The organism is Mesorhizobium sp. M0045, assembly GCF_040323385.1.
Taxonomy (GTDB): domain Bacteria; phylum Pseudomonadota; class Alphaproteobacteria; order Rhizobiales; family Rhizobiaceae; genus Mesorhizobium.
This window is the reverse complement of sequence record NZ_JAMYUY010000022.1, coordinates 48,814-70,601: the sequence shown is the minus strand read 5'-3', so window position 1 is coordinate 70,601 and position 21,788 is coordinate 48,814. Positions and strand designations below refer to the sequence as shown.

Here is a 21,788-nt window from a genome sequence, read left to right as displayed (position 1 = left end):
CAACAATCGGAGACCGGCATGATCGCCCTCATTCAGACCATTGTCATGGCGCTTGACCTTTACTGGTGGATCATCATCGCCTCGGCGATATTTTCCTGGCTCTACGCCTTCAACGTCGTCAACTCCCGCAACCAGTTCGTCGATACCATCAGCAACATGCTCTATCGGCTGACCGAACCGGCGCTGCGGCCGATCCGCCGCTTCATGCCCGATCTCGGCGGCATCGACATCTCGCCGATCATCCTGCTGCTGATCCTGTTCTTCATCCGGCAGTTCCTGCTCACCACTGTGCTTTCGCTGGTCGTCTGAGTGCAGGCGTCCCCCGCGCGCGCGTTCCGCACGCGCGCCGACGGCATCGACCTGTTCGTCCGGCTGACGCCGAAATCAGCGATGGACGGGCTCGAGGGGCCCGAAACGACCGCGGATGGGCGAAGCCATCTGAAGGCTCGCGTCCGCGCCGTGCCGGAAAACGGCGCCGCTAATCGAGCGCTGGAAAGGCTGGTCGCCAAGGCGCTTGGCGTGGCCGCTTCGGCCGTCTCGATCGTCGCCGGCGGCACCGCTCGGCTGAAGACGGTCCGTGTGCTTGGCGATCCCGCGGCGCTGGCGAAACGCATCGATAAGCTGGGCACGCCTGCGCCATGATCTCGGCTCGCTCACCAACCCCGTAGAAAAAAGGCCGGGCTGCAAAGCCCGGCCAGATGTGAAGGTCGAAAACCTTCAGAGGGGAACGCGCCGGACGAATGGGAGGAAACATCCGGCGCAGCGTGCATATGGGTCGGCATCGCTGACGTTTCAATGACGGGAACGACAATAACAGCTTCGTGAAACCGGGCGGTGGATGTCGATGAACGCCTGGGATTGGGGACCTGTTTGACCGTTGTCTGGGCAATTATTCCTAAGCGATGTTGTCGCGAATGCAGGCCTTCAGATGGCCGTCGGCTGTCGCCCTCAGTGGCGGCACGGCCGCGGCGCAAGCCTCCAGCGCGAACGGGCAACGGGTTCGGAAAACACAGCCCGACGGCGGGTTCGCCGGACTGGGAATATCGCCTTTGAGCACCTGCCGGCCGTGCCTTGCCAGCGGATCGAGCGATGGAATGGCTGACAGCAGCGCACGCGTGTAGGGATGCTGCGGCCGGGCATAAAGCTCGGCCGCCGGCGCAACCTCCATGATGCGCCCGAGATAGAGCACGATGACCGTGTCGCAGATGTACTCGACGACGGCCAGATCGTGCGAAATGAACAGCATGGTCAGGCCGAGCCGGAGCTGCAGGTCGCGCAACAAATTGATGATTTGCGCCTGGATCGAGACGTCGAGTGCCGAGACCGGCTCGTCGGCGACGATGAATTCCGGCTCGAGCGTCAGCGCCCGGGCGATGCCGATGCGCTGGCGCTGGCCGCCCGAGAATTCATGGGCGTAGCGGTCATAGGCGTCGAACGGCAACTCGACCGCGGCAAGCGCCTTCGCGGCCTTCGCCCGCCGCTCGGACCTGTTGCCAATGGCTTGAATGTCCAGGCCTTCGGTGAGGATCTGCCCTATCGTCATGCGCGGCGACAGGCTGGCGAAGGGATCCTGGAAAATATATTGCATCTTGCGACGCTGGCGGCGCAACTGGGCGGCACCCAGCCCGGTGATATCGGTGCCGTCATAGGTGATTTGGCCGGATGTCGGCTCGATCAGACGCAGCACCGAGCGGCCGATCGTGGTCTTGCCGGAGCCGGACTCGCCGACCAGGCCGACCACCTCGCCACGCCTGACATCGAAGGAAATGTCCTCCAGCGCCCTGACCACCGGGGCACGCGAGAATGCTGTCGGCGCAAAATGCTTGGTCAGGTTTTTGACCGAGAGGAAGGGAACGTCGGCCATCAGAGATCCTCCCAACGCAGGCAGCGGCTTTGCTGGGTCGGCGTCGCCGCAAACAGGGGCGGGACTGCGGCGCGGCACGCAGCGATAGCCATCGGGCAGCGCGGCGCGAAGGAACAGCCTTTGGGCAGCAGCGCGAGCGACGGAACATTTCCGGCAATGGTCGGCAGCGGCGTGCCCGCCAGCTTCAGTGCCGTGGCCTGGCCGAGCCGCGGCACCGAGCGCATCAACCCGGCGGTGTAGGGATGACGCGGACGGGTGAACACTTCGCTCACCGGACCTGTTTCGACGATACGCCCGGCATACATCACCGCTACCCGATCGGCGATTTCGGCGACGACGCCGAGATTGTGGGTGACGAACAGGATGCCCATGCCGCGCTGCGCCTGCAGCTCGGCCAAAAGATCGAGAATCTGGGCCTGGATAGTGACGTCCAGCGCGGTCGTCGGCTCGTCGGCGATCAGCAAGCCCGGATCGCAGGACAGGGCCATGGCGATGGTGGCGCGCTGGCGCATCCCGCCCGACAGTTCGTGCGGATACTGCCGCGCCCGCCGCTTCGGATCGGGAATGCCGACCTGTTCCAGCAGCCGCACCGCGTCTGCTTCTGCCTCGCGGTGCGATTTGCCGAGATGGATGCGGATCGGTTCGGCGATCTGCTCGCCGATCGTGTAGACCGGGTTGAGGCTGGTCATCGGCTCCTGGAACACCATGCCGATCTCGTTGCCGCGTATCTTGCGCAGCGACTCGGCATCGAGGTTGGTCAGTTCGGTGAGCGTGCCGTTCTTGCGCCGCAGCGCGATCGACCCCTCGGCGATATGTCCGACCCTTTTCGGCAGCAATCCGATGATCGACAGGCTGGTGACGGACTTGCCCGATCCGGATTCGCCAACGAGCGCCACGGTCTCGCCGGAGCCGATCGTCAGGTCGACATCCCTTACCGCCGCGATGTCGCGCCCCGCAATGCGGAACACCGCGCACAGGCCGGAAATCGAGAGGATCGGCGTGGCGCTCAGCGGAGCAGCCCCACATCGCGAAGGATCATGTCGATCTTTGCGGTTTCCAGCTCGTTCAGGCTGCGCTGCGGCCGCGCCATGGTGTTCGAGGCGATGATGCCGAGGCTCTTCATCGCCGCCTTGAAGGCGCCGACGCCGGCCGAGCCGGCGCTGGTCCTGCCGAGCGAGATCCAGACGATCTCGAACAGTTTCAACAACCGCTCCTGCTCGAGGCGGGCTTCGGCAAGCTGGCCCGCCTGCGTCAGCTTCCATAGCCTGACATAACCATGCGGGTCGACATTGGCGAGGCCCGGCACGACGCCATGCGCGCCCATCGCCAGCACGCTGTCGACCAGGATCTCGGAACCGGTCATGCCGAAAAAACTGGGATCGTCGGCCATGTCCTTGAGCACGTAACGCAGATTGCCGTCATCGCCGCTGGAATCCTTGATACCCGCAATGGCTCCTTCCCTGGCGAGACCGACCGTGGTCTTGCGCTCCAGCTTGACGTGCACGCAGACCGGGATGTCGTAGGCGATGACCGGAATGTCGAGCGCATCTTTGATGTAGCGGAAGTGATCGCCGATCTCGGGCTGGCTGGTGCGGGTATAAAACGGCGCGGTAACGACGATGGCGTCGGCACCGGCCGATCTGGCGATGCGGGCGTGGTTGATGACGCGGTCGGTCGTCGGGTCGATAACACCGGCGAAGATCGGAACCCGGCCGTTATTGACCTTGACCGCGTGCTCGAGGATGGCCCTGCGGCCTGCCTCGTCGTGGAAGACCACCTCGCTGGTCGAGCCCAGCACGAACAACCCGTGGACGCCGCCGTCGAGCAGATTCTCGATGGTGCGCGTGAACGACGGGAAATCGACGCTGAAATCGGCATTGAGCGGGGTGACGACAGGTGGGACGACGCCGGTAAACAGGGGCATTTTGATGAACCTTCGAGGTCAGTTGAGATCGGAGCGGGGATCGAATGCATCGCGCAGGCCGTCGCCGATGAAGTTGATGGCGAGCACCGTGAGCACCAGCGCGGCGCCTGGGAACATCCATTGCCACGGATAATTTTCAAGCACGACGGTGGAGCGGGCGAGATTGAGCATGTTGCCCCAGCTGGCTTCGGGCGGCGCGATGCCGAGGCCGAGGAAGGACAGGCCAGCCTCGAGCAGGATGGCGTTGGCGATCTGCAAGGTGGCATAGACGACCAGGATATCGATGCAATTGGGCAGGCCGTGCCGGAACAGCAGATGCGGCAGCCCCGCGCCCATGCCGCGGGCGGCAACGACGAAATCGCGCTCGCGCAGTTCGAGCAGCCGGGCGCGCACCATGCGCGACAGCACCGGCCAGGAGAGCAGCGAGATCACCAGTATGGTGGGCGCGATGCCGGTGCCGGCTATCGAAGCCAGCACCAGCAGGAAGATCACCGGCGGCAGCGTCATCGCCAGATCGACCAAGCGCATCACCGTGCCGTCGACGAGGCGCCCGCCAAAGCTGGCGACGGCGCCGACCAGGAAGCCGATGACGGTCGATATGGCGACCGAGCAGACGGCGACCAGCAATGAGATCCGCCCACCTTGCAGCAACCGGGCCATGACGTCGCGCCCGACGCCGTCGCTACCCAGCCAATGAATGGCCGACGGCGCCTTGTTCATCGCCCTGAGGTCGATGGCGTTCGGGCCGAACGGCCACCACAAAGAATAGGTCGAAACCGCCAGCAGGATCGGGATGACGATCAAAAGCCCGGCACGCGCCGCGCGGTTTTCGAAAAAGCGGTCGAACGCGCGGCGGAGCGGCCCCTTGGTGTGCGGTAAGGCTGTCGGGTCGACCGTTGGGTCCGGCGCAGTGATTGCCATCACGCCACCTGAATGCGCGGGTCGACGACGGCATAGACGACGTCGGTCAACAGGTTGACCAGGATGACGCAAACGCCGATCACCAGCGTGGCGCCCATGATCACCGGGTAATCGCGGGTGCCAACGGCATTGACCAGAAGCAGTCCCATGCCCGGCCAATTGAACACGCTTTCCAGGAAGATGGCGCCGCCGATGGCGATGCCGACCGTCGAGCCGATCAGCGTGATGACCGGCAAGAGCGCGTTGCGGGTCGCGTGCTTGATGATAATCCAGAACTCGCGCACGCCCTTGGCACGCGCCGTCCGCACGTAATCCTGGTTGAGCACTTCCAGCAGCGAAGCGCGCATGTAGCGCATGATCAGCGCGGCATGGCCGATGGACAGCAGGCAAGCGGGCAGGATGAGGTGCGCAAGCACGTCGGTCATCGAGAACGACGCACCCGCGGTCTGCATGCCGCCGGACGGCGCCCAGCGCAGCAGCACCGAGAAAAAATAGAGGCCAAGCAGCGCCGTCAGAAAAGCCGGGCTGGAGATACCGATAAACGACAGCACCGACAGCGCGATGTCGGACGGTTCGTTACGGCGCACCGCGCTGAAAATGCCTGCGGAAATGCCGAGCACGATGGCGATCGCCAGGCCCGTGCCCATCAGCAGCGCGGTCGGGCCGATGCGTTCCATGACCAGCGGCAGCACGGCGACGCCGCTGCGCTGGATCGAAAAGCCGAAGTCGCCGCCCAGCGCCGCGCGCAGCCAGGCCAGATATTGCACGGGAAGCGGCCGGTCGAGCCCAAGCCGTTCGCGCAGCCCCTCGAGATCGGAGGCGGACATCGGCACCGACGGGTTGATATAGGCGTCGATCGGATCGCCCGGCGCCAGCCGCAACAGGATGAAGATGAGGACGCTGAGCGCGACCAGCATCAGCAATCCTGTAGCGCTGCGGCGAGCAATGAAGCTCAACATGGGCTATCCGTGGCGGTGGCAGGCGGCGCCAAAGTGGTCCGCCTGCTCGCTTCGTTGCGGGGTTCTTACTGGATATCCCAGCGCTCCGGGTGAGCTGCGTAGGGGCCGCCGCCCGGCGCCGGCGTCCAGACGAAGTCACGCAGCTTGTTGGAGGCCACGCCATAGCGGTTGGCCACCCACAGCGTTGCCCAGGGCAGGTCCTTGTTCATCACCTTGCAGACCTCCTGCCAGGATTGGTCGATCTTGGCCGGATCGGTCTGGCCGAGGGCGGCGTCCAATGCAGCGCTCAGATCGTCGAATTCGATGCGCATGGTGTTGAAGCCTGCCGGCGGGATCTGCGACTTGTTAAGGCCGGGGTTGAGGCTGGCCGGATTGGGGCCGTTCTGCAGGCCGGCATAGACCATCGGAAAGGCATTCCAGTCCGGCGTGCCTTGTTTGTAGACGATGCCGTTATAGGTCGGCGTATCGACGACGCGCGGCACCACGTTAATGCCGACTTCGGCCAGCATCGACTGGATGGCGGCCATCACGTTGGCCGCCTGCGGCGAGCCGTAATAGGTCAGCAGGGTGATCGGTTTGTCGCCGTTGATCTTGTCCCAGCCCGCCTCGGTCAGCAGCGCCTTGGCCTTGGCCGGATCGTAGGCATATGGTTCGAGACCCTGGGGAACGAGATGCGGCGCGACATAGCCGCAATTGGCCGGCTTGGCGGCACCGCCATAGAGGCTGTCTATGATGGCGTTACGGTCGATCGCGTACATGATCGCCTGGCGGACACGGATATCCCTGAACAGGTCGACCTTCTGATTCAGGCCGATATAGTTGACCACGTAGGAGGCACCTTCGATCACCTTGAAATTGCTGTCGCTTTTGAAGGAGGCCGCATCGTCGGGCTCGACATAGGTGAACTGGATTTCGCCGGCACGGAGCGCGGCGACGGCCGCCGCCGGTGACTCGAAATAGCGGTTGATGAGCACGTCTACCTTCGGCTTGCCGCTGCGATAGTCGTCGTCGGCTGCCAGCTCGACATATTGGTCGCTCACGTAGCGTTTGAACTTGAACGGGCCGGTGCCGACCGGAGAGGTCGACCACCAGGTGCTGGTAGCCAGCGCTTCCGGCGACAGGGTGGCCAGGGCATGCTCCGGCAGGATCATCAGCTGCGAGAGGATCGATAGAAACGATCCGTTCGGTTTCGATAGCTTCACCACTGCGGTGTGGTCATCCGGGGCATCGACCGAGGCGATGTCGGCGAGGCGGGCGGCAAACAGGCTGCCGGAGGCCTTGTTCTTGGCAAGCTCGAGCGTGAACTTGACGTCCTTCGAGGTGAACGGCTTGCCGTCGTGCCAAGTCTCGTTGACCAGGTTGAACGTATAGCTCAGCTGGTCGTCGCTGATCTTGTAGTCCTTGGCGAGGTCGCCTTCGATCTCGGTCAGCCCGGCATTGTAGATGACCAGCGGTTCAAAATAGGTGCTGAGCCAGGTGTAGCCGCCGGTCGCGACCAGCGGGTTGAAGTTCTTGGGAAAGCCGCCGGGACCGACGTCGAAGCCGCCGGCGATGGTTTTGGCGTTTTGTGCCTGGACGCTGGTCACTGGGGCAATGCTGGCGAGCAGCAGCCCTGCGATCGAGAATGCGGTGGTCCTGATGCGCATGGTTTCCTCCCTTGGCATGTTCAGGGTGTTCGGTTTTTGGCGATAACCTGCTGGATTCCCCGGTAATGGTCGTCGAGCCGCCGACGCGCCTGGTCGACATCCTTGGCGGCGACGGCCTCGACGATCTCGTGATGGTCGCGCCATGTCGCTAGCGGCGTCGGATTATCGAGATTGGCGAAATTCGAGGCCTTGTTGAACGCCATCCAGAAGATGTCGATCAGCGCGCTCAGCATGCGATTGTTCTGGCAGCGGAACAGCAGCTGATGGAATTGCTGGTCCTCTTCGGCGAAGCTCTCATGGCGCTGGGCACGTTGCCGCATGCGCTCGGTCAACTGGCGCAGCGCCTCGATGTCGTCGGCGCTGATCATCTCGATTGTCTTGGCGATGAGGCCGGTTTCCAGCACGCGACGGATTTCGCGCAGCTCTTCGACGTCGCGGAGCGAATCCTGCAAACCGTAGGCCAGGTTGTCCAGCAGCGGCTTGAACGAGAACTCCTTGACGAACACGCCGATGCCGCGTCGCGTCTCCAGGATGCCGATCGATTCCAGCGCCTTGATGGCCTCCCGCACGGAGTTGCGGCCGACGCCGAGCCGCTGCGCCAGGAACGTCTCCGGCGGCAAGGGATCGCCGGCCTTGAGCTGGTTGCTTTCGATATAGGCCCTGAGGCTTTCCTGCACGGTGACGTGAAGGAGCGGCGGCCTGCTCAACGGTTCGATCGACTTCAGTTCCGCCATCCCACTGCTTTCATCATCCGCTGGACTACCCTGCCCGCTGCTTGTCGTATAGCTACTTGTAGGATATCCTGCAAGCCCATAGCAAACATGTTGCTCCCGAATGAAGATAATCCTCGCCGGCTCGAGCCACTGGCACGCCGAAATGCACCTCGACGCCGCACGCTTTTACGGTGCGGAGATCGCCGGTATCTGGGATGAGAATCCTGGCCAAGCGCATGCGTTCGCCGCGCACCACGACCTGCCGTTTATTGAAGATTTCACGGAGATACTCTCCAGCCCGCCGGACGTGATCCTGTTGATGGGGCACCCTTCGACGGTGCCGGCGCGGGTACGTGCGATCATCGGGGCAGGGATACCGCTGATCCTGGAGAAGCCGGCGGCCAGCCATACGAGGGAACTGATGGCGCTGCGCGACCTCGCCCGACAGCACCAGGCCTTTGTCGCTGTGCCCCTGCCCAATCGTTTCGGGCCGGCCGTTGCCGCCTTTGAGCGGCTGCACCGGCAGGGCCGTGCCGGTGTGGTGGCGCATTGCCAGTTCCGGCTGGTCAATGGCCCGCCTGGGCGCTACATCGCCGACGGTGTCGCCTGGGTCGTCGACCCGGCGGTTGGTGGTGGAGGTGCGTTGCGGAATCTCGGCATACACGGCGTGGATGCTGCACTCAGCCTCGCAACCGGCAGGCTTGGCCTGAAGACCGTTTCGATCGCGAACCGCATCCATCCGGGCCCGGTCGAGGATCATGCGCTGCTGGTGCTGGAAGACGAGGCCGGCGCGCTGTTCATCGTCGAGGCTGGCTACACCTTTGCCTCGATGCGCCCCGGTGGCGACTTCGAATGGCGCATCGTCGCTGCCAATGCGACCCTGGTCGACCACGGTGATCGTGCCAACTGCGCCACGCTCGACGATGCGGCAATCGTCGATCTGCCGGTCGAATTGCCGGCAACCCGCTACCGTCTGTGCATGCGCGACACGCTTGACCGGCTGGCCAGAAAGGCGCCTCCGTCGGTGTCCATCGAGGATTATGTTGCGGCGATGTCGCTGATCGACGCCGCTTATGAAAAGGCAGGACCATGATTGGAATAGGAATTATCGGCGCCGGCGATTTCGGCGCAGCCCATGCGCGGGCAATCCGCGAGGTTGGAGGCATTCGCCTCGCCGCCGCCTCTCGTGGAAACGCCGATGCACTGCAGCAATTCACCGCCGAATATGGCGGCAGCGGCTACACCGACTGGCGTCGGCTGCTGGACGACAAGGAGGTCGACGCGGTCCTCATTGCCAGCCCGCATCACCTCCACGCCGAAATGGCCATCGGCGCGGCAGAGGCCGGCAAGCACATCCTGCTCGAAAAGCCGATGGCGCCGACGGCGGCCGCCTGCGATGCGATCAATGCCGCCGTGGCCGAGAGCGGCGTCAAGCTGATGGTCGCCCACCTCATGCATTTCGCCCTGCCCTGCATGGCGGCCAAGCAGGTGCTGGAGGAAGGAGTGCTCGGCCGGCCGCTCATCGGATCGAGCTGGATCATCAAGCTCTGGATGGAGCACAATCGCCGCGACTGGCATCTGCGCAAGGCGAGCGGCGGCGGCATGCTATTGACTGCCGGCATCCACGCGCTCGACCGCCTCGTCTGGCTGATGGATGACGATGTCGTGTCGGTAAGCGGCATGCTCGGCGCCAAGTTCCATGACCAGGAAGCAGACGACACCGCCTTGCTCGGACTGCGCTTCGCCGGCGGCGGCATCGGCCAGGTGCAGAGCGTCGGGTACCGCACCGGCGCTACGACCTACGCCATGGACCTTATCTGCGAGCAGGGAACGCTGCGCATCGACATGGACCGCGGCACGATGCTTGGCCGCGATACGGTCTCGACCGAGCTGCCCGGTTCCTTTGAGCCGAACTGGATGCATAACGCGCTGGTGCGCGAATGGCGCGCGATGCGCGATGCCATTGCCGACGACACGCCGGTGCCGGTCGACGGCGCCTATGGGCGCAAGATGATCGCCATCATCGAGGCCGCCTTTGCCTCGAACGAAACCCTCCGCGAACACGAGATCGCCGGTGGACGCTGATCTTAACGACCACCTGGCCCGCTTGCCCGCACACGCGCCGCGCGGCGTCTGGGGCGCCGTGATGCTGGCCATTGATGATCGCGGAGCGATCGACTGGCAGGCGACGAAAGAGACGATCGCCCGGCTCTGCGCATCGGGTGTCGACGGCGTCTATTCCAATGGCACAGCCTGCGAATTCCATTGCCAGACCGAGCCCGAATTCGACCGGCTTTGTGAGCTGGTTGCCGAAACAGCCGGCCGCGCGCGCCTTCCTTTCCAGATCGGTATCAGCCAGTCCAATCCGCGCGTCGCGCTGGAGCGGCTGACGCGGGTCGCCGCACTTCGCCCGACGGCGGCTCAATTCACCTTGCCCGACTGGTGGCCGCCCAGTGACGACGAGATCATGCGTTTTGTCGGCGGCCTCTGCGAGGCCGCGCCCGAAACGCCGCTGGTGCTCTACAACCCGCCGCACGCTAAGCGCCGCCTGACGCTCGACGGCATCGCCAGGCTGCGTGCGGCCGTGCCATCGCTGGTCGGCGCCAAGCTGCCGGGCGGCGACGCCGGCTGGTATGCCGATATGCGCCACAAACTTCACGGATTCTCGGTCTTCGTTCCCGGCCACACGCTGGCGACAGGGTATGCCGGAGGGGCTCACGGCAGCTATTCCAACATTGCCTGCCTCAACCCGAAGGGCGCGGTGCAGTGGTGGCACATGATCCGCACCGACAGGGTCGCAGCTGCCGAGGTTGAGGCCCGCATACGGGCCTTCCTCGCCGCACATGTTCTACCGTTTCGCACCCGTTACGATGTCGGCGATGCAGCACTCGACAAGGCGATGGCGGCGGCCGGCGGCTGGGCGCCGCTCGGGCCGCGATTGCTCTGGCCCTACAGCTCCGTTCCCGATGAGGAAATCCCGACCTTGGCCAAGGCCGCTCACGCGACTTTCCCGGAATGGCAGTAGCGCCGTCAGCGAGGTGCGTGACGACGGCGGCTCTTCAGCAGCCGGCTCTCGCGCCCTGTGTCGCGCGTGACGCAAACGCCCCCGGCTGAGGGATATCGGCCTCGCGCCGTGCCAGCGAATTGCGCAGCAGTGCGATCGCCTCGCGGCCGGCCGTCGCAATCTCGCGTGGCCTGTCGACGCCGACGATCATGAACTCCTTGATCCCCAAAGCGACGTAGGAAAGCAGCGACAGCGCGACCTGCGCCGGCGGCCCGGCCAGTTCGACCGCCTTCTGGCAGGAAGTGGCCGGTTTGTCTTCCGAACGGATTTGGACGGGAAGCGCGAAACGCAGCTTGCCGGCCCGGCCGTGTTCGGCGGCGGCGCTGCGTACACGCTCCATAGACTGACGGATTTCTGCAAGCGGGCCCGGCGCCAGCTCGAACACGTCCGCATGCCTGCCCGCGACCCTGAGCGCCGTGCCGGACCGTGCGCCCATGCGGATGTTTACGTCGGCGCCATGCGGCCCCTTGCGCGGCACATAGCCGCCTTTGATGCTGTAGAAAGCGCCTTCATGGTCGAACGGTCTGTCGTTCGACCACAACCGCTTCAGCAGCACTAGATATTCGTCGATGCGTTGCCAGACCACCGTATGGCCGGCTGGACGTGCCTCGGCATCGTCGTCGCCGAACGGCTCGCTGAGCATCCTGAGCGACAGCCGGCCACCGCTTCTCGCGTCGAGGGCGGCGAGCTGCCGCGCCGCCACGATTGGTTCGATCACGCCCGCCCAATGCGTGAGCACGACCTCCAGGGAGGAGGTACGGTCCAGCGTCTGGGCGGCAAGGTCCATATTGGTCAGCAGGCCGGCCTGGTCGTCGATGACGATCCTCTGGAATCCGGCATCCTCGATCAGTGACAGTTTCGTCGCGGTCTCGACAAAGTCATAGAAAAATCTGGCTTCGGCAGCGTGGATCTTACCGGGAACATGCGTGAACTCGATCGGCATTGCCATCTCCTCCATCACGTTGGAATCAGGGCGCGCAGAAGCGCACCGGCATTCAGTTCATCAACTCCGGAATTTCTGCAAACGGCAGGCCGCTATCCCGAGGAAGCCTCGACGATCAAGGCCTCAATAGTCAGGGAATCAGCCCGAGGACCACTGCCCCGGTGAATACAAACGCAAGGGCAAAGACGAGATAGGCGAAAGCGCCGGCGTAGGCCGGCCGCCATACCTGGTCGGAACCCAGCCTTTGACCTCTGCGAGCAGTCTGAGTGTTCTGGCTATAGGACATATCGACCTCCGTCTCGACGCTTAATCTATAAAATCAGTAGACTTTGTCGAGTGCTATTTTCGCGCGATCCTTAGAACAATTTTCTCCAAACGGCGGACAAATTAGTGCTTTTACTGCTTAGCGCGCTGCCTTTTGAGGCAGGCGGGGTGACGGTAGAAAATGGCAGGTCCACGTGTCTGTGGCTCCTTGGCCAGCCATTGGATGAGGGATAGCATCGCTGCCTCAGTGGAAAGCCGCGACGTCACGGCAAGGCAGCAGGGAGCAAAACCATGGGCACAAGACTGGCCGGCAAGGTCGCCATCATTTCGGGTGGCGCGACGGGCATGGGCGGTGCGGCCTCGGAGCTTTTCGCGGCCGAGGGCGCCAAGGTGGCGATCATCGACCGCAACGGCGAAGCTGCCGCCGCTACCGCAGCGGCAATCAGGCAACGCGGCCATGTCGCCGAGCACTGGGTCGCCGACGTATCGGACGAGGCGCAGGTCGAAGCGGCGGTGAAGGGCGTGATGGAACAATTCGGCCGGGTCACGGTTCTGTTCAATCACGCCGGCACCATCGTCATAAAACCCTTCCTGGAGACCACGCTGCAGGAATGGGAATGGCTGCATGCCGTAAATGTGCGCTCGATGTTCCTGATGACGCGCGCCGTGCTACCCGGCATGATCGCCGCCGGCGGCGGTTCCATCGTCTGCACCTCGTCGATCTCGGCGGTGGCGGCGACGCCGATGGAGGTGCTCTACGATACCACCAAGGGCGCCTGCCATATGTTCGCGCGTGCCATCGCCATCGAGTTCCGCGACCGCAACATCCGCTGCAATGCGGTCTGTCCAGGCTTCATCAGGACACCGCATGGCCTGCGCGAGGTCGCCGATCTCGACAAACTCGGCATCGATGTCTCCGACGCGGCAATGGCGGCGCAGCAGGGGCGGATCGGCGAGCCGGAAGAGGTGGCGAAGGCAGCCCTGTTCCTGGCCAGCGACGAGGCCAGCTTCGTCAACGGCGCGCATCTGTTCGTCGACAACGGCTTCACCGCGATGTGAAAGGCGAAGCGCCGTTACCGCTCTTCGCGCCGGAACGGCTTGAGCAGCGCCGAGGGCGCCACCGCATTGCGCGACATCACCGCCATAGCGACGATGGTGAAGATGAACGGCAGCATCAGGAACGCCTCGTAGGGGATATGGCCAAGCCCGCTCGCCTGCATGCGCAACTGCAAGGCGTCGACGAAGGCAAACAGCAATGCCGCGCCTGCCGTGCGCCAAGGGTCCCAGCGGCCGAAGACGACGAGCGCGATCGCCACCCAGCCACGCCCCGAAACGACGCCGAAGGTGAACGCGTTGAACTGCGCCATCGACAGGAAGGCGCCTGCGAGCCCCATCAAGGCACCGCCGAGGATCACCGCCTGGAAGCGCGTTGCGATGACGCTGACGCCGGCCGAATCGGCGGCCCGCGGGTTTTCACCGACCATGCGAACAGACAGGCCCCATGGCGTGCGGTAGAGCACGAAGGCGGCCAGGGGAATAGACAGCATCGCCATGTAGACCAGCGAAAACTGGTTGAACACCGCCGGCCCAAGCACCGGTACGTCGGACAGGATTGGGATCGGCAGCGTCTCGAACCCCTTGATGTTCGGTGGCACCGATTGCTGGCCGAAGATCAGCCGGTAGAGGAAATAGGCAAGGCCCGACGAGAACAGCGTCACGCCGATGCCGCAGACATGCTGGCTGAGGCCGAGCGCTACCGTGAACAGCGCATGCACGGCACCCATCAGCGCCCCGGTCAGCACCGCCGCAAGCACGCCGAGCCACAGGCTGCCGCTGAGGCTCGCCGCGGTGAAGCCGGTCATTGCCGACAAAAGCATGATGCCTTCGATGCCGAGATTGAGCACACCGGCGCGCTCGGAAAACATTTCGCCCAGCGTTGCGAAGGCAAGCGGCGTGGCGATGCGGATGATCGCGGCCAGGAAACCGACCTGGAAGATCTGTTCCAGCACCACGCTCATCTGGCGGCTCCGACGCGGCGGATGCGATAGGCGGTGAACAGCAGCGCCACCAGCATGGCGAGCAGCGCAGTTCCCTGGATGACTTCGCTGAGGAAGGCCGGAACGCCGGTCGCCCGCGACATCGCCTCGGCGCCGGTCATGACGGCGGCAAGGAAGATCGCCGCCGGCACCACGCCGAGCGGATTGAGCCTCGCCAGCATGGCGACGACGATGCCGGAATAGCCATAGCCCGGCGAGATGTCGCTCATCACCTGGAAATGCACGCCGCCGACCTCGCCGACGCCTGCAAGGCCGGCCAATGCGCCGGACAGCAGCGCCGTCGAAATCAGCACCCGCTCGACATTGATGCCGCCATAGCGCGCGGCTTCCGGGTTCTCGCCGGTGACCCTGATGCGAAAGCCGAGCGTTGTACGCGCGACCACGAACCAGATCAGGGGTGCCGCGACCAGCGCCGCGACGACGCCGAGATGCAGCCGCGTGCCTTCGATGAGTACCGGGAAATTCGCTGAATCCTCGATCGGCGGCGAGATCGGGTAGCCGCTGAAACTGTCCTTCCATGGCCCCTCGATCAGCGCCATCAGTGCGTAGAAAATGACCGAATTGAGCAGCAGCGAGCTGACCACGTCATCGACCCTGAATTTCACCCGTAGCGTCGCGGGGATCAGCGCGACGGCAGCGCCGGCGGCCCCACCCGCCAGCGCCATCAGCAGCATGGCGAGCGGCCCCGGCATCGGGACGGCGCCGACGGCACAGCTCGCCACCGCACCGGCGAGCAATTGCCCTTCGGCGCCGATGTTCCAGAATTTGGCGCGGAAGGCGACCGCCACGGCAAGCCCTGTGAAGATCATCGGGGTGGCACGCACCAGCGTTTCGGTGACGGCGTAGCTGTCACCCAGCGACGCCGAAAACATCACGCTATAAGCCTCGACGACGCCGGCGCCAGCCAGTGCGATGAGGCCGCTGCACAAGATCAGCGTCGCCCCGATGGCGAGCAGCGGCAGAGCCAGATTGAACCAGGCGGGCGTTGAGGTGCGGGCCTCGAGACGGAACATCACGCCTCCGCTCCGGTCATCATCAACCCGAGTCTGGCGACGCTGGCGTCGGCACTGTCGAGCGTGCCGACGATGCGGCCCTCATACATCACCGCGATACGATCCGAGAGCATCAGCAACTCTTCCAGGTCCTCGCCAATGACGATGATGCCGCAGCCCTTGGCGCGCATGTCGAGGAATTTTTCGTGGATGAAGCGCGCGGCGCCGATGTCGAGGCCGCGAGTCGGCTGCGAAACGATCAGCACCTTCGGATCAAAGGCGAGTTCGCGCGCCAGAAGCGCCTTTTGCAGATTGCCGCCGGAAAGCGCCCCGGCGCGCGTCATCGGGCCGGGGCAGCGTATGTCGTAGGCCTTGATCTGCGCCTCGGCGAAGGCGCGGATCGCATCCGGCTTGAGCAGGCCGTTGCGGCTGAACGCCGCCGTGCCGATGCGCGGCAGCACCATGGAATCGGCAAGCGGCAGATTGGTGACCAGCCCTGTCGTCATGCGGTCTTCCGGGATGCGGCCGAGGCCGAGCGCCTGGACTGTGCTCGGCGAGAACCGCGAAACCGCTTTGTCGGCTATGGTCATCTTCCCGGCATCAGGCGCACGCACGCCGGAGATGACCTCGGCAAGCACGCGCTGGCCATTGCCGGAGACGCCGGCGATGCCAAGGATCTCGCCGCCACGAACCGACAGCGAAACATCGCGCAGCGCCATGCCGGAATGATGCGATGTCGAGATACCGTCGAGGGTGAGCACGGCCGCACCGGGCATCGACGGTCCTCTGGCCGGAGGCACGATCTCGTGGCCGCACATCAGCCGCGCCATCTCCGAAGACGTCGTGCTGGCCGGCGCATCGACGCGACCGGCAACGCGCCCATGCCTGAGCACGACGCAGCGATGCGTCAGCGCCCGCACCTCGTTGAGCTTGTGCGAAATGAAGATGATGCCGAGCCCTTGTGCCGCCATCGAGCGAAGCGCCGAAAACAGTCCGTCGACCTCTGTCGGCGCCAGCACCGCCGTCGGCTCGTCGAGGATCAGCAGCCTTGCGCCGCGAAACAGCGCCTTGACGATTTCGAGCCGCTGTTGCTCGCCGACCGACAGCGCCGAGACGGGGAGGTCCGGGTCGAGCGTCAGCCCGTGCTGGCGGCCGATCTCGGCGAGCCGCGCCAGCCCGCCGGCGCGGTCGATCCGGCCCGATCTGCCGGGAATGCCGATCAAGAGGTTCTCCAGCACCGAAAGCCGCGGCGCGAGATGAAAATGCTGGTGCACCATGCCGATGCCAGCGGCCAGCGCATCGGCCGAGCTGTTGATCGCCAGCGGCCGGCCCTGCACCAGGATCTCGCCGGCATCGGGCGCATAGGCACCGAACAGCACATTCATCAGCGTCGTCTTGCCGGCACCGTTTTCGCCAAGCAGCCCGAGGATTTCACCCGGCGCGACGCTGAGATCGACGGCTTCGTTCGCCTTGACGGCGCCAAAGCTCTTGGAGATGCCGCGCATTTCGATGAGAGGGGCAGGCGTTGACAAGGCGGGATCCTGGTGGCGTTGACGCCGATATCCCTCCCCCTTGAGGGGAGGGTGCCGAGCGAAGCGAGGCGGGAGGGGTCGTCTCAACCGCCTCGACGTTTAGACCGAAAAAGATGGAGCGCGTCGCCGAGAACCCCACCCGGCCCTGCGGGCCACCCTCCCCTCGAGGGGAGGGATGCGCCGCTCAGTCCGAGACCGGCGTATTCTCATCGACATCGACACGGAAATTGCCGTCGAGGATTTCGGCCTTCTTCTTTTCGACCAAGTCCTTGACCTCGGCCGGCAGCGTCTTGTCGAACTTGTGATAGGGCGCGAGGTAGGAGCCGCCCTTGGCCATGCGCGAGAAATCACCGTAATCCTGCGCCGTGAAGACGCCGGCCTTGACCAGCTTGATTGCCTGCTCGACCGTCGGATACATGTCCCAGACCGGCCCGGTGATCACCGTGTCGGGGCCGAGGCTCGATTGGTCCGACATGTTGGAGATAGCGAGGATCTTTTTCTCGACCGCCGCTTCGATGACGCCAAAGCGCTCGGCATAGATGACGTCGACGCCGGCGTCGATCTGGGCGACAGCAGCTTCCTTTGCCTTCGGCGGATCGAAGAACGAGCCGATGAAGGCGACCTTCTTCTTGATGTTGGGATTGACCTCCTTGGCACCGGCAAAGAAGGCGTTGACCAGCCGGTTCACTTCCGGAATGCCCATCGCCGCGACGGCGCCAATCGTGCCCGATTTCGACATTTTTCCCGCAATCATGCCGGACAGATAGGCCGGCTCGTGGATCCAGTTGTCGAAAACCCCGAAATTCGGCTCGGCCGGCCCTGCGCCGGAGCCGAACAGGAAGGCGGTCTTCGGGAATTGCTTGGCGGTCCTGCGCGATTCGCGCTCGGCGGCGAAGGCATCGCCCAGCACCAGCTCATAGCCGCCCTGCGCATATTCGCGCATGACACGGCTGAAATCGGCGGTCTGCACCTTCTCCGACCATTTGTATTCGATGCCGAGTTCCTTCTCGGCCTTCTGCAGGGCGACATGGATCTGGTTGTCCCACGGCTCCTCGATCGGCGTGGCGAAGATCGCCGCAACTTTCAGCTTCTTGGTCTTGGCAAAGGCGCTGCCCGGCAGCATCGCCGCCGCCAGGCCGAGCGCGCCCAGCTCCAGCACGTTGCGTCGCGAAAGCCCTTCGCGTTTCGATTGGATTCTGCTCTTCCCGTTGTCCATTGCATGCCCCTCTGATTGGCGCCGTGTCGAGCCGGCTCTCTTCTCTGGAATATCGGCGAAGGAACTATGGAACGGTGCCCGGCTTTTGTCCACATGGTCAAATTTGGCCGGGCGGAACTGCTGTAAACGTTCGTGTGCTCACAATCTCTCGAGCGCCACCGCGATCCCCTGGCCGACCCCGATGCACATGGTCGCGAGGCCGTAGCGGCCGCCGCGTTCGCGCAGCTCCAGCGCAGCCGTGCCCGTGATGCGCGCCCCGGACATGCCGAGCGGATGGCCGAGCGCGATGGCGCCGCCATTCGGGTTGACGTGCTCCGCATCCTCGGCAATGCCGAGTTGGCGCAGCACCACAATGCCTTGCGAGGCAAAGGCCTCGTTGAGCTCGATGACATCGAATTGTCGCGGCTCCAGCCCGAGCCGGGCGCATAGCTTTTGCGTGGCCGGCACCGGGCCAATGCCCATGATGCGCGGCGCCACGCCGGCCGTGGCACCGCCGAGAATACGGGCGATCGGCGTCAACCCGTATCTTTTCACGGCGGTTTCCGAGGCGACGATCAGCGCTGCGGCACCATCGTTAACGCCCGACGCATTGCCGGCGGTAACCGTGCCGCCTTGCCGGAACGGCGTCGGCAACTTGGCCAACGCTTCGATCGTCATGCCTGCTCGCGGATGCTCGTCCTTTGATACGATCGCCGGATCGCCCTTGCGCTGCGCGATCGTCACCGGCGTAATTTCCTTCGCCAGCCGACCATTGGCTTGCGCGGCGATTGCCTTGTCCTGGCTGCGCACGGCAAACGCATCCTGGTCTACGCGGGAGACAGCGAACTCTTCCGCCACGTTCTCACCGGTCTCCGGCATCGAATCGACGCCGTATTGCTTCTTCATCAGCGGATTGATGAAGCGCCAGCCGATCGTGGTGTCGTAAATCTCGGCATTGCGCGAAAAGGCGGTCTCCGCCTTCGGCATGACAAACGGAGCACGGCTCATCGATTCGACGCCGCCTGATACTATCAGCTCCGCCTCGCCGGCTTTGATGGCGCGGGCAGCAATCATCACCGCATCCATGCCCGAACCGCAGAGGCGATTGACGGTCGAGCCGGGAACCTCCTTGGGCAGGCCGGCCAGCAGCAGCGCCATGCGCGCCACATTACGATTGTCCTCGCCGGCCTGGTTGGCGCAGCCATAGACGACATCGTCGATGGCGGCCCAGTCGATGCCCGAATTACGCTCGACCAGCGCCTTCAAAGGTATCGCGCCGAGATCGTCGGCACGCACCGCCGACAACGAACCGCCGAAGCGTCCGATCGGCGTGCGGATGTAGTCGCAGATATAGGCCTCGGCCATTATGCAGCCTTCCCGTTTGCGCTGATGATTTCTGCTCCCGGCCCAGCCATGTTGGCCGCATTCTCCTTGAGACGAAAGCACATCTTGCCGCCGGCCGTTAGGCCAAAGACAATTACAGCTGCCGCCCGCCGGGAGCGGCGGATCAGCCGATGCCTTCACCGCCGTCGATCACCAGCGCGTGGCCGGCGTTGATACTAGCCGCCGTTCCAGGAACCGGTTTCGGCCATCTGTCTGAGCCGGGGCGCCACCCGAAAGACGTCCTTGCCGGTCCGCTGGTGCCAGTGATCCAGCCGCCGGATGATCTCGTCCACGCCTTCGAGGCTTGCCCAGAACATCGGACCGCCCTTGCCGACCGGGAAGCCGTAGCCGTTGACCCAGACGACATCGATATCGGAGGCGCGGGCGGCAATCTTTTCCTCGAGGATTCTGGCGCCCTCGTTGATCATCGGATAGAGCGTCCGCTCGATGATCTCCTCGGCGCCGATTGGCCGCGGTGCAATGCCGCGTTCGGCAGCCTTGTTGCGGATCAGCGTCTCAACCTCGGGATCGGGCAGCGGCGTGCGCGAACCGTTCTCATAACGATAGAAGCCGCTGCCGGTCTTTTGGCCGAAATGTCCCTGTTCGCACAACGCATCGGCGATCACGGCCGTCTGGCCACGCGCCTTGCGGTTGCGCCAGCCTATGTCGAGGCCGGCGAGATCGCTCATCTCGAACGGCCCCATCGGCCAGCCGAAATCGGTGAACGCCTGGTCGACCTGGCGCGGCATTGCGCCTTCCAGCAGAAGCGTCTCCAGTTCCGAACCCCGCGCCGCCAGCATGCGGTTGCCGACGAAGCCGTGGCAGACGCCGACAACGACCGGCACCTTGCCGATCCGCCGTGCCAGATCGACGATGGTCGCCAGCACGTCGGGCGAAGTCTTGTCGGCGCGGACGATTTCCAAAAGCTTCATGACGTTAGCCGGCGAAAAGAAATGCATGCCGAGGAGATCTTGCGGCCGCGACGTCGAACCGGCGATCTCGTTGACATCGAGATAGGAGGTGTTGGTGGCGAGGATCGCGCCCGGTTTGGCCACCGCATCGAGCCTGCTGAAGACATCCTTCTTGACCGCCATCTCCTCGAACACGGCCTCGACAATCAGGTCGCAATCGGCGAGGTCGGCATAGTCGGTGCTGCCCCTGAACAAATCCAGCCGCTCGCGCTTGGCGTCTTCGCTCAGCGATCCGCGGATAACGGAAACGGCATAATTTTTGTCGATCGTCGTCAGTCCGCGTTGCAATGCTTCCTGCGTCGTCTCTAGCAAGGTCACGGGAAGACCGCTATTGGCGAACGCCATGGCGATGCCGCCGCCCATAGTGCCGGCGCCGATGACGCCAACCCGGGCGATCTTGCGCCTGACGACATCCTTGCCGGCAATCTTTGCCGCCTCACGTTCAGCGAAGAACAGATGCCGCTGCGCGCGTGACTGGTCACCGGCGACAAGCTTGAGGAACAGGTCGCGCTCCGCCGCCAGCGCTTCGTCGAAGGGCAGCGTCAGGGCGTTGCGGACCGACTGCGCACAGGCGATCGGCGCCTCGAGGCCGCGTGCTTTTTTGGAAAAAGCTGCCGCCTGCTTGTCGAAAGCCGGCAAGTCGGCCTGGTCGAGGCGATCATTGCGGTCGCGCACGGGCGTGAACGGATCGCCTTTCGCGGCCGTTTCGCTGGCGAAACTCACCGCTTTCGCGATCAAGTCGCCATCGAAGACGGCATCCACCAGGCCGTCGGCGCGCGCCTCGGCAGCACCGATCGGCGTTCCCGAAACGATCATGCTGAGTGCCTTTAGCGGACCAACCAGGCGCGGCAGGCGAACCGTGCCGCCGCCGCCCGGCAGCAGGCCGAGCTTGACTTCCGGCAGGCCGAGCCTTGCCGTTCGGTCGGCAACACGGAAATGGCAGCCGAGCGCCAGTTCCAGGCCGCCGCCGAGCGCAGTGCCGTGAATGGCTGCGACCGTCGGCTTGGTGATAGTTTCCAGCACGGCGACAATAGCGCGCAATTCCGGCTGCTGCGCCGGTCTGCCGAATTCGGTGATGTCGGCGCCGGCGACGAAGGTCCGCCCGGCGCAGGCGATCACGATTGCTCCGACCGACGGCTCGTCCCGCAGGGAAACGAGCGCCCGCATCAACGGCGCGCGCACATGGAAGCTCAGCGCGTTGACCGGCGGATTGTCGATGATCACCACTGCGACGTTGCCATGCCTTGTGGTGCTGACGAAATCGGACACGCAAACCTCATACAACGATGTTGGCCAATAGCGCGACGGGATTTACAGCGCTGGCATGCGGATGGGAACCACGTGTTTTGCGGGCCGGATC

At 64.3% G+C, this 21,788-nt stretch carries 20 protein-coding genes; 6 read left to right on the top strand and 14 right to left on the bottom strand.

The annotated features are described in order from the left end of the window. The first annotated feature begins 18 nt into the window (after positions 1-18). Both NKJ72_RS26135 and NKJ72_RS26130 read left to right on the top strand, forming a co-directional pair. Positions 19-309 carry a YggT family protein gene (locus NKJ72_RS26135; protein WP_023678162.1) on the top strand — a complete coding sequence of 97 codons (291 nt, stop codon included), beginning with the start codon at positions 19-21 and terminating at the stop codon, positions 307-309. Then, positions 310-642, top strand: coding sequence for a DUF167 family protein (locus tag NKJ72_RS26130; RefSeq protein WP_352480021.1), 333 nt, complete (start codon positions 310-312; stop codon positions 640-642). It abuts the gene before it with no gap. Between the two features lie 253 nt (positions 643-895). On the opposite strand, the gene NKJ72_RS26125 is transcribed toward NKJ72_RS26130, so the two are convergent. From NKJ72_RS26125 to NKJ72_RS26095, 7 genes are all read right to left on the bottom strand, one after another. Beyond that, positions 896-1,864, bottom strand: a complete 969-nt coding sequence (locus NKJ72_RS26125; protein ID WP_352480020.1) for an ABC transporter ATP-binding protein — start codon at positions 1,862-1,864, stop codon at positions 896-898. Continuing rightward, positions 1,864-2,874: an ABC transporter ATP-binding protein gene (locus NKJ72_RS26120; RefSeq protein ID WP_352480037.1), complete on the bottom strand. Its 1,011-nt coding sequence runs from the start codon at positions 2,872-2,874 to the stop codon at positions 1,864-1,866. Before NKJ72_RS26120 ends, NKJ72_RS26125 begins: the two co-directional genes overlap by 1 nt. Continuing rightward, positions 2,871-3,788 carry a dihydrodipicolinate synthase family protein gene (locus NKJ72_RS26115; protein ID WP_352480019.1) on the bottom strand — a complete coding sequence of 306 codons (918 nt, stop codon included), beginning with the start codon at positions 3,786-3,788 and terminating at the stop codon, positions 2,871-2,873. Before NKJ72_RS26115 ends, NKJ72_RS26120 begins: the two co-directional genes overlap by 4 nt. An 18-nt stretch (positions 3,789-3,806) precedes the next feature. Beyond that, positions 3,807-4,709: an ABC transporter permease gene (locus NKJ72_RS26110; RefSeq protein ID WP_352480018.1), complete on the bottom strand. Its 903-nt coding sequence runs from the start codon at positions 4,707-4,709 to the stop codon at positions 3,807-3,809. Next, positions 4,709-5,668 (bottom strand): ABC transporter permease, encoded by a 960-nt coding sequence (locus NKJ72_RS26105; RefSeq protein ID WP_352480017.1) that lies wholly within the window; start codon positions 5,666-5,668, stop codon positions 4,709-4,711. The genes NKJ72_RS26110 and NKJ72_RS26105 overlap by 1 nt, the downstream gene beginning before the upstream one ends. A gap of 65 nt (positions 5,669-5,733) precedes the next feature. Continuing rightward, entirely contained in the window at positions 5,734-7,314 is a 1,581-nt protein-coding gene (locus NKJ72_RS26100; protein WP_352480016.1) for an ABC transporter substrate-binding protein, read from the bottom strand. Between the two features lie 20 nt (positions 7,315-7,334). After that, complete coding sequence (locus NKJ72_RS26095) at positions 7,335-8,048, bottom strand: FadR/GntR family transcriptional regulator (RefSeq protein WP_352480015.1); 714 nt, start codon at positions 8,046-8,048, stop codon at positions 7,335-7,337. 100 nt (positions 8,049-8,148) lie between these two features. Between NKJ72_RS26095 and NKJ72_RS26090 the strand changes: the two genes are divergently transcribed. The 3 genes from NKJ72_RS26090 to NKJ72_RS26080 are packed head-to-tail and all read left to right on the top strand — an operon-like array spanning position 8,149 to position 11,052. Continuing rightward, on the top strand, positions 8,149-9,120 hold the full coding sequence (locus tag NKJ72_RS26090; RefSeq protein ID WP_352480014.1) for a Gfo/Idh/MocA family protein: 972 nt from the start codon (positions 8,149-8,151) through the stop codon (positions 9,118-9,120). After that, positions 9,117-10,112 carry a Gfo/Idh/MocA family protein gene (locus tag NKJ72_RS26085; RefSeq protein ID WP_352480013.1) on the top strand — a complete coding sequence of 332 codons (996 nt, stop codon included), beginning with the start codon at positions 9,117-9,119 and terminating at the stop codon, positions 10,110-10,112. Before NKJ72_RS26090 ends, NKJ72_RS26085 begins: the two co-directional genes overlap by 4 nt. Continuing rightward, positions 10,102-11,052 carry a dihydrodipicolinate synthase family protein gene (locus tag NKJ72_RS26080; RefSeq protein ID WP_352480012.1) on the top strand — a complete coding sequence of 317 codons (951 nt, stop codon included), beginning with the start codon at positions 10,102-10,104 and terminating at the stop codon, positions 11,050-11,052. Before NKJ72_RS26085 ends, NKJ72_RS26080 begins: the two co-directional genes overlap by 11 nt. 34 nt (positions 11,053-11,086) lie before the next feature. Here the strand turns inward: NKJ72_RS26080 and NKJ72_RS26075 are convergent, their stop codons facing one another. Beyond that, complete coding sequence (locus NKJ72_RS26075; RefSeq protein ID WP_352480011.1) at positions 11,087-12,034, bottom strand: LLM class flavin-dependent oxidoreductase; 948 nt, start codon at positions 12,032-12,034, stop codon at positions 11,087-11,089. Between the two features lie 555 nt (positions 12,035-12,589). On the opposite strand from NKJ72_RS26075, the gene NKJ72_RS26070 reads away from it, so the two are divergent. Further along, positions 12,590-13,357, top strand: coding sequence for an SDR family NAD(P)-dependent oxidoreductase (locus NKJ72_RS26070; protein WP_352480010.1), 768 nt, complete (start codon positions 12,590-12,592; stop codon positions 13,355-13,357). Between the two features lie 14 nt (positions 13,358-13,371). Here the strand turns inward: NKJ72_RS26070 and NKJ72_RS26065 are convergent, their stop codons facing one another. From NKJ72_RS26065 to NKJ72_RS26040, 6 genes are all read right to left on the bottom strand, one after another. Beyond that, complete coding sequence (locus tag NKJ72_RS26065; RefSeq protein ID WP_352480009.1) at positions 13,372-14,316, bottom strand: ABC transporter permease; 945 nt, start codon at positions 14,314-14,316, stop codon at positions 13,372-13,374. Beyond that, positions 14,313-15,368, bottom strand: coding sequence for an ABC transporter permease (locus NKJ72_RS26060; RefSeq protein WP_352480008.1), 1,056 nt, complete (start codon positions 15,366-15,368; stop codon positions 14,313-14,315). The genes NKJ72_RS26065 and NKJ72_RS26060 overlap by 4 nt, the downstream gene beginning before the upstream one ends. Then, positions 15,368-16,852: an ABC transporter ATP-binding protein gene (locus NKJ72_RS26055; RefSeq protein WP_502895518.1), complete on the bottom strand. Its 1,485-nt coding sequence runs from the start codon at positions 16,850-16,852 to the stop codon at positions 15,368-15,370. The genes NKJ72_RS26060 and NKJ72_RS26055 overlap by 1 nt, the downstream gene beginning before the upstream one ends. A gap of 211 nt (positions 16,853-17,063) precedes the next feature. Further along, positions 17,064-18,095 (bottom strand): BMP family protein, encoded by a 1,032-nt coding sequence (locus NKJ72_RS26050; protein ID WP_352480007.1) that lies wholly within the window; start codon positions 18,093-18,095, stop codon positions 17,064-17,066. A 138-nt stretch (positions 18,096-18,233) separates the two neighbouring features. Beyond that, on the bottom strand, positions 18,234-19,439 hold the full coding sequence (pcaF, locus tag NKJ72_RS26045) for a 3-oxoadipyl-CoA thiolase (RefSeq protein ID WP_352480006.1): 1,206 nt from the start codon (positions 19,437-19,439) through the stop codon (positions 18,234-18,236). 194 nt (positions 19,440-19,633) lie between these two features. Further along, positions 19,634-21,697, bottom strand: coding sequence for a 3-hydroxyacyl-CoA dehydrogenase NAD-binding domain-containing protein (locus tag NKJ72_RS26040; protein WP_352480005.1), 2,064 nt, complete (start codon positions 21,695-21,697; stop codon positions 19,634-19,636). Positions 21,698-21,788 lie beyond the last annotated feature (91 nt).

Excerpts from the sequence above, each read along its gene's own strand:
- NKJ72_RS26105 (WP_352480017.1), bottom strand. The coding sequence starts at position 5,668 with ATGTTGAGCTTCATTGCTCGCCGCAGCGCTACAGGATTGCTGATGCTG.
- NKJ72_RS26075 (WP_352480011.1), bottom strand. The coding sequence starts at position 12,034 with ATGCCGATCGAGTTCACGCATGTTCCCGGTAAGATCCACGCTGCCGAA.
- NKJ72_RS26110 (WP_352480018.1), bottom strand. The coding sequence starts at position 4,709 with ATGGCAATCACTGCGCCGGACCCAACGGTCGACCCGACAGCCTTACCG.
- NKJ72_RS26085 (WP_352480013.1), top strand. The coding sequence starts at position 9,117 with ATGATTGGAATAGGAATTATCGGCGCCGGCGATTTCGGCGCAGCCCAT.
- NKJ72_RS26060 (WP_352480008.1), bottom strand. The coding sequence starts at position 15,368 with ATGTTCCGTCTCGAGGCCCGCACCTCAACGCCCGCCTGGTTCAATCTG.
- NKJ72_RS26125 (WP_352480020.1), bottom strand. The coding sequence starts at position 1,864 with ATGGCCGACGTTCCCTTCCTCTCGGTCAAAAACCTGACCAAGCATTTT.
- NKJ72_RS26135 (WP_023678162.1), top strand. The coding sequence starts at position 19 with ATGATCGCCCTCATTCAGACCATTGTCATGGCGCTTGACCTTTACTGG.
- NKJ72_RS26115 (WP_352480019.1), bottom strand. The coding sequence starts at position 3,788 with ATGCCCCTGTTTACCGGCGTCGTCCCACCTGTCGTCACCCCGCTCAAT.
- NKJ72_RS26055 (WP_502895518.1), bottom strand. The coding sequence starts at position 16,852 with ATGCGCGGCATCTCCAAGAGCTTTGGCGCCGTCAAGGCGAACGAAGCC.
- pcaF (WP_352480006.1), bottom strand. The coding sequence starts at position 19,439 with ATGGCCGAGGCCTATATCTGCGACTACATCCGCACGCCGATCGGACGC.
- NKJ72_RS26100 (WP_352480016.1), bottom strand. The coding sequence starts at position 7,314 with ATGCGCATCAGGACCACCGCATTCTCGATCGCAGGGCTGCTGCTCGCC.
- NKJ72_RS26070 (WP_352480010.1), top strand. The coding sequence starts at position 12,590 with ATGGGCACAAGACTGGCCGGCAAGGTCGCCATCATTTCGGGTGGCGCG.
- NKJ72_RS26065 (WP_352480009.1), bottom strand. The coding sequence starts at position 14,316 with ATGAGCGTGGTGCTGGAACAGATCTTCCAGGTCGGTTTCCTGGCCGCG.
- NKJ72_RS26050 (WP_352480007.1), bottom strand. The coding sequence starts at position 18,095 with ATGGACAACGGGAAGAGCAGAATCCAATCGAAACGCGAAGGGCTTTCG.
- NKJ72_RS26095 (WP_352480015.1), bottom strand. The coding sequence starts at position 8,048 with ATGGCGGAACTGAAGTCGATCGAACCGTTGAGCAGGCCGCCGCTCCTT.
- NKJ72_RS26090 (WP_352480014.1), top strand. The coding sequence starts at position 8,149 with ATGAAGATAATCCTCGCCGGCTCGAGCCACTGGCACGCCGAAATGCAC.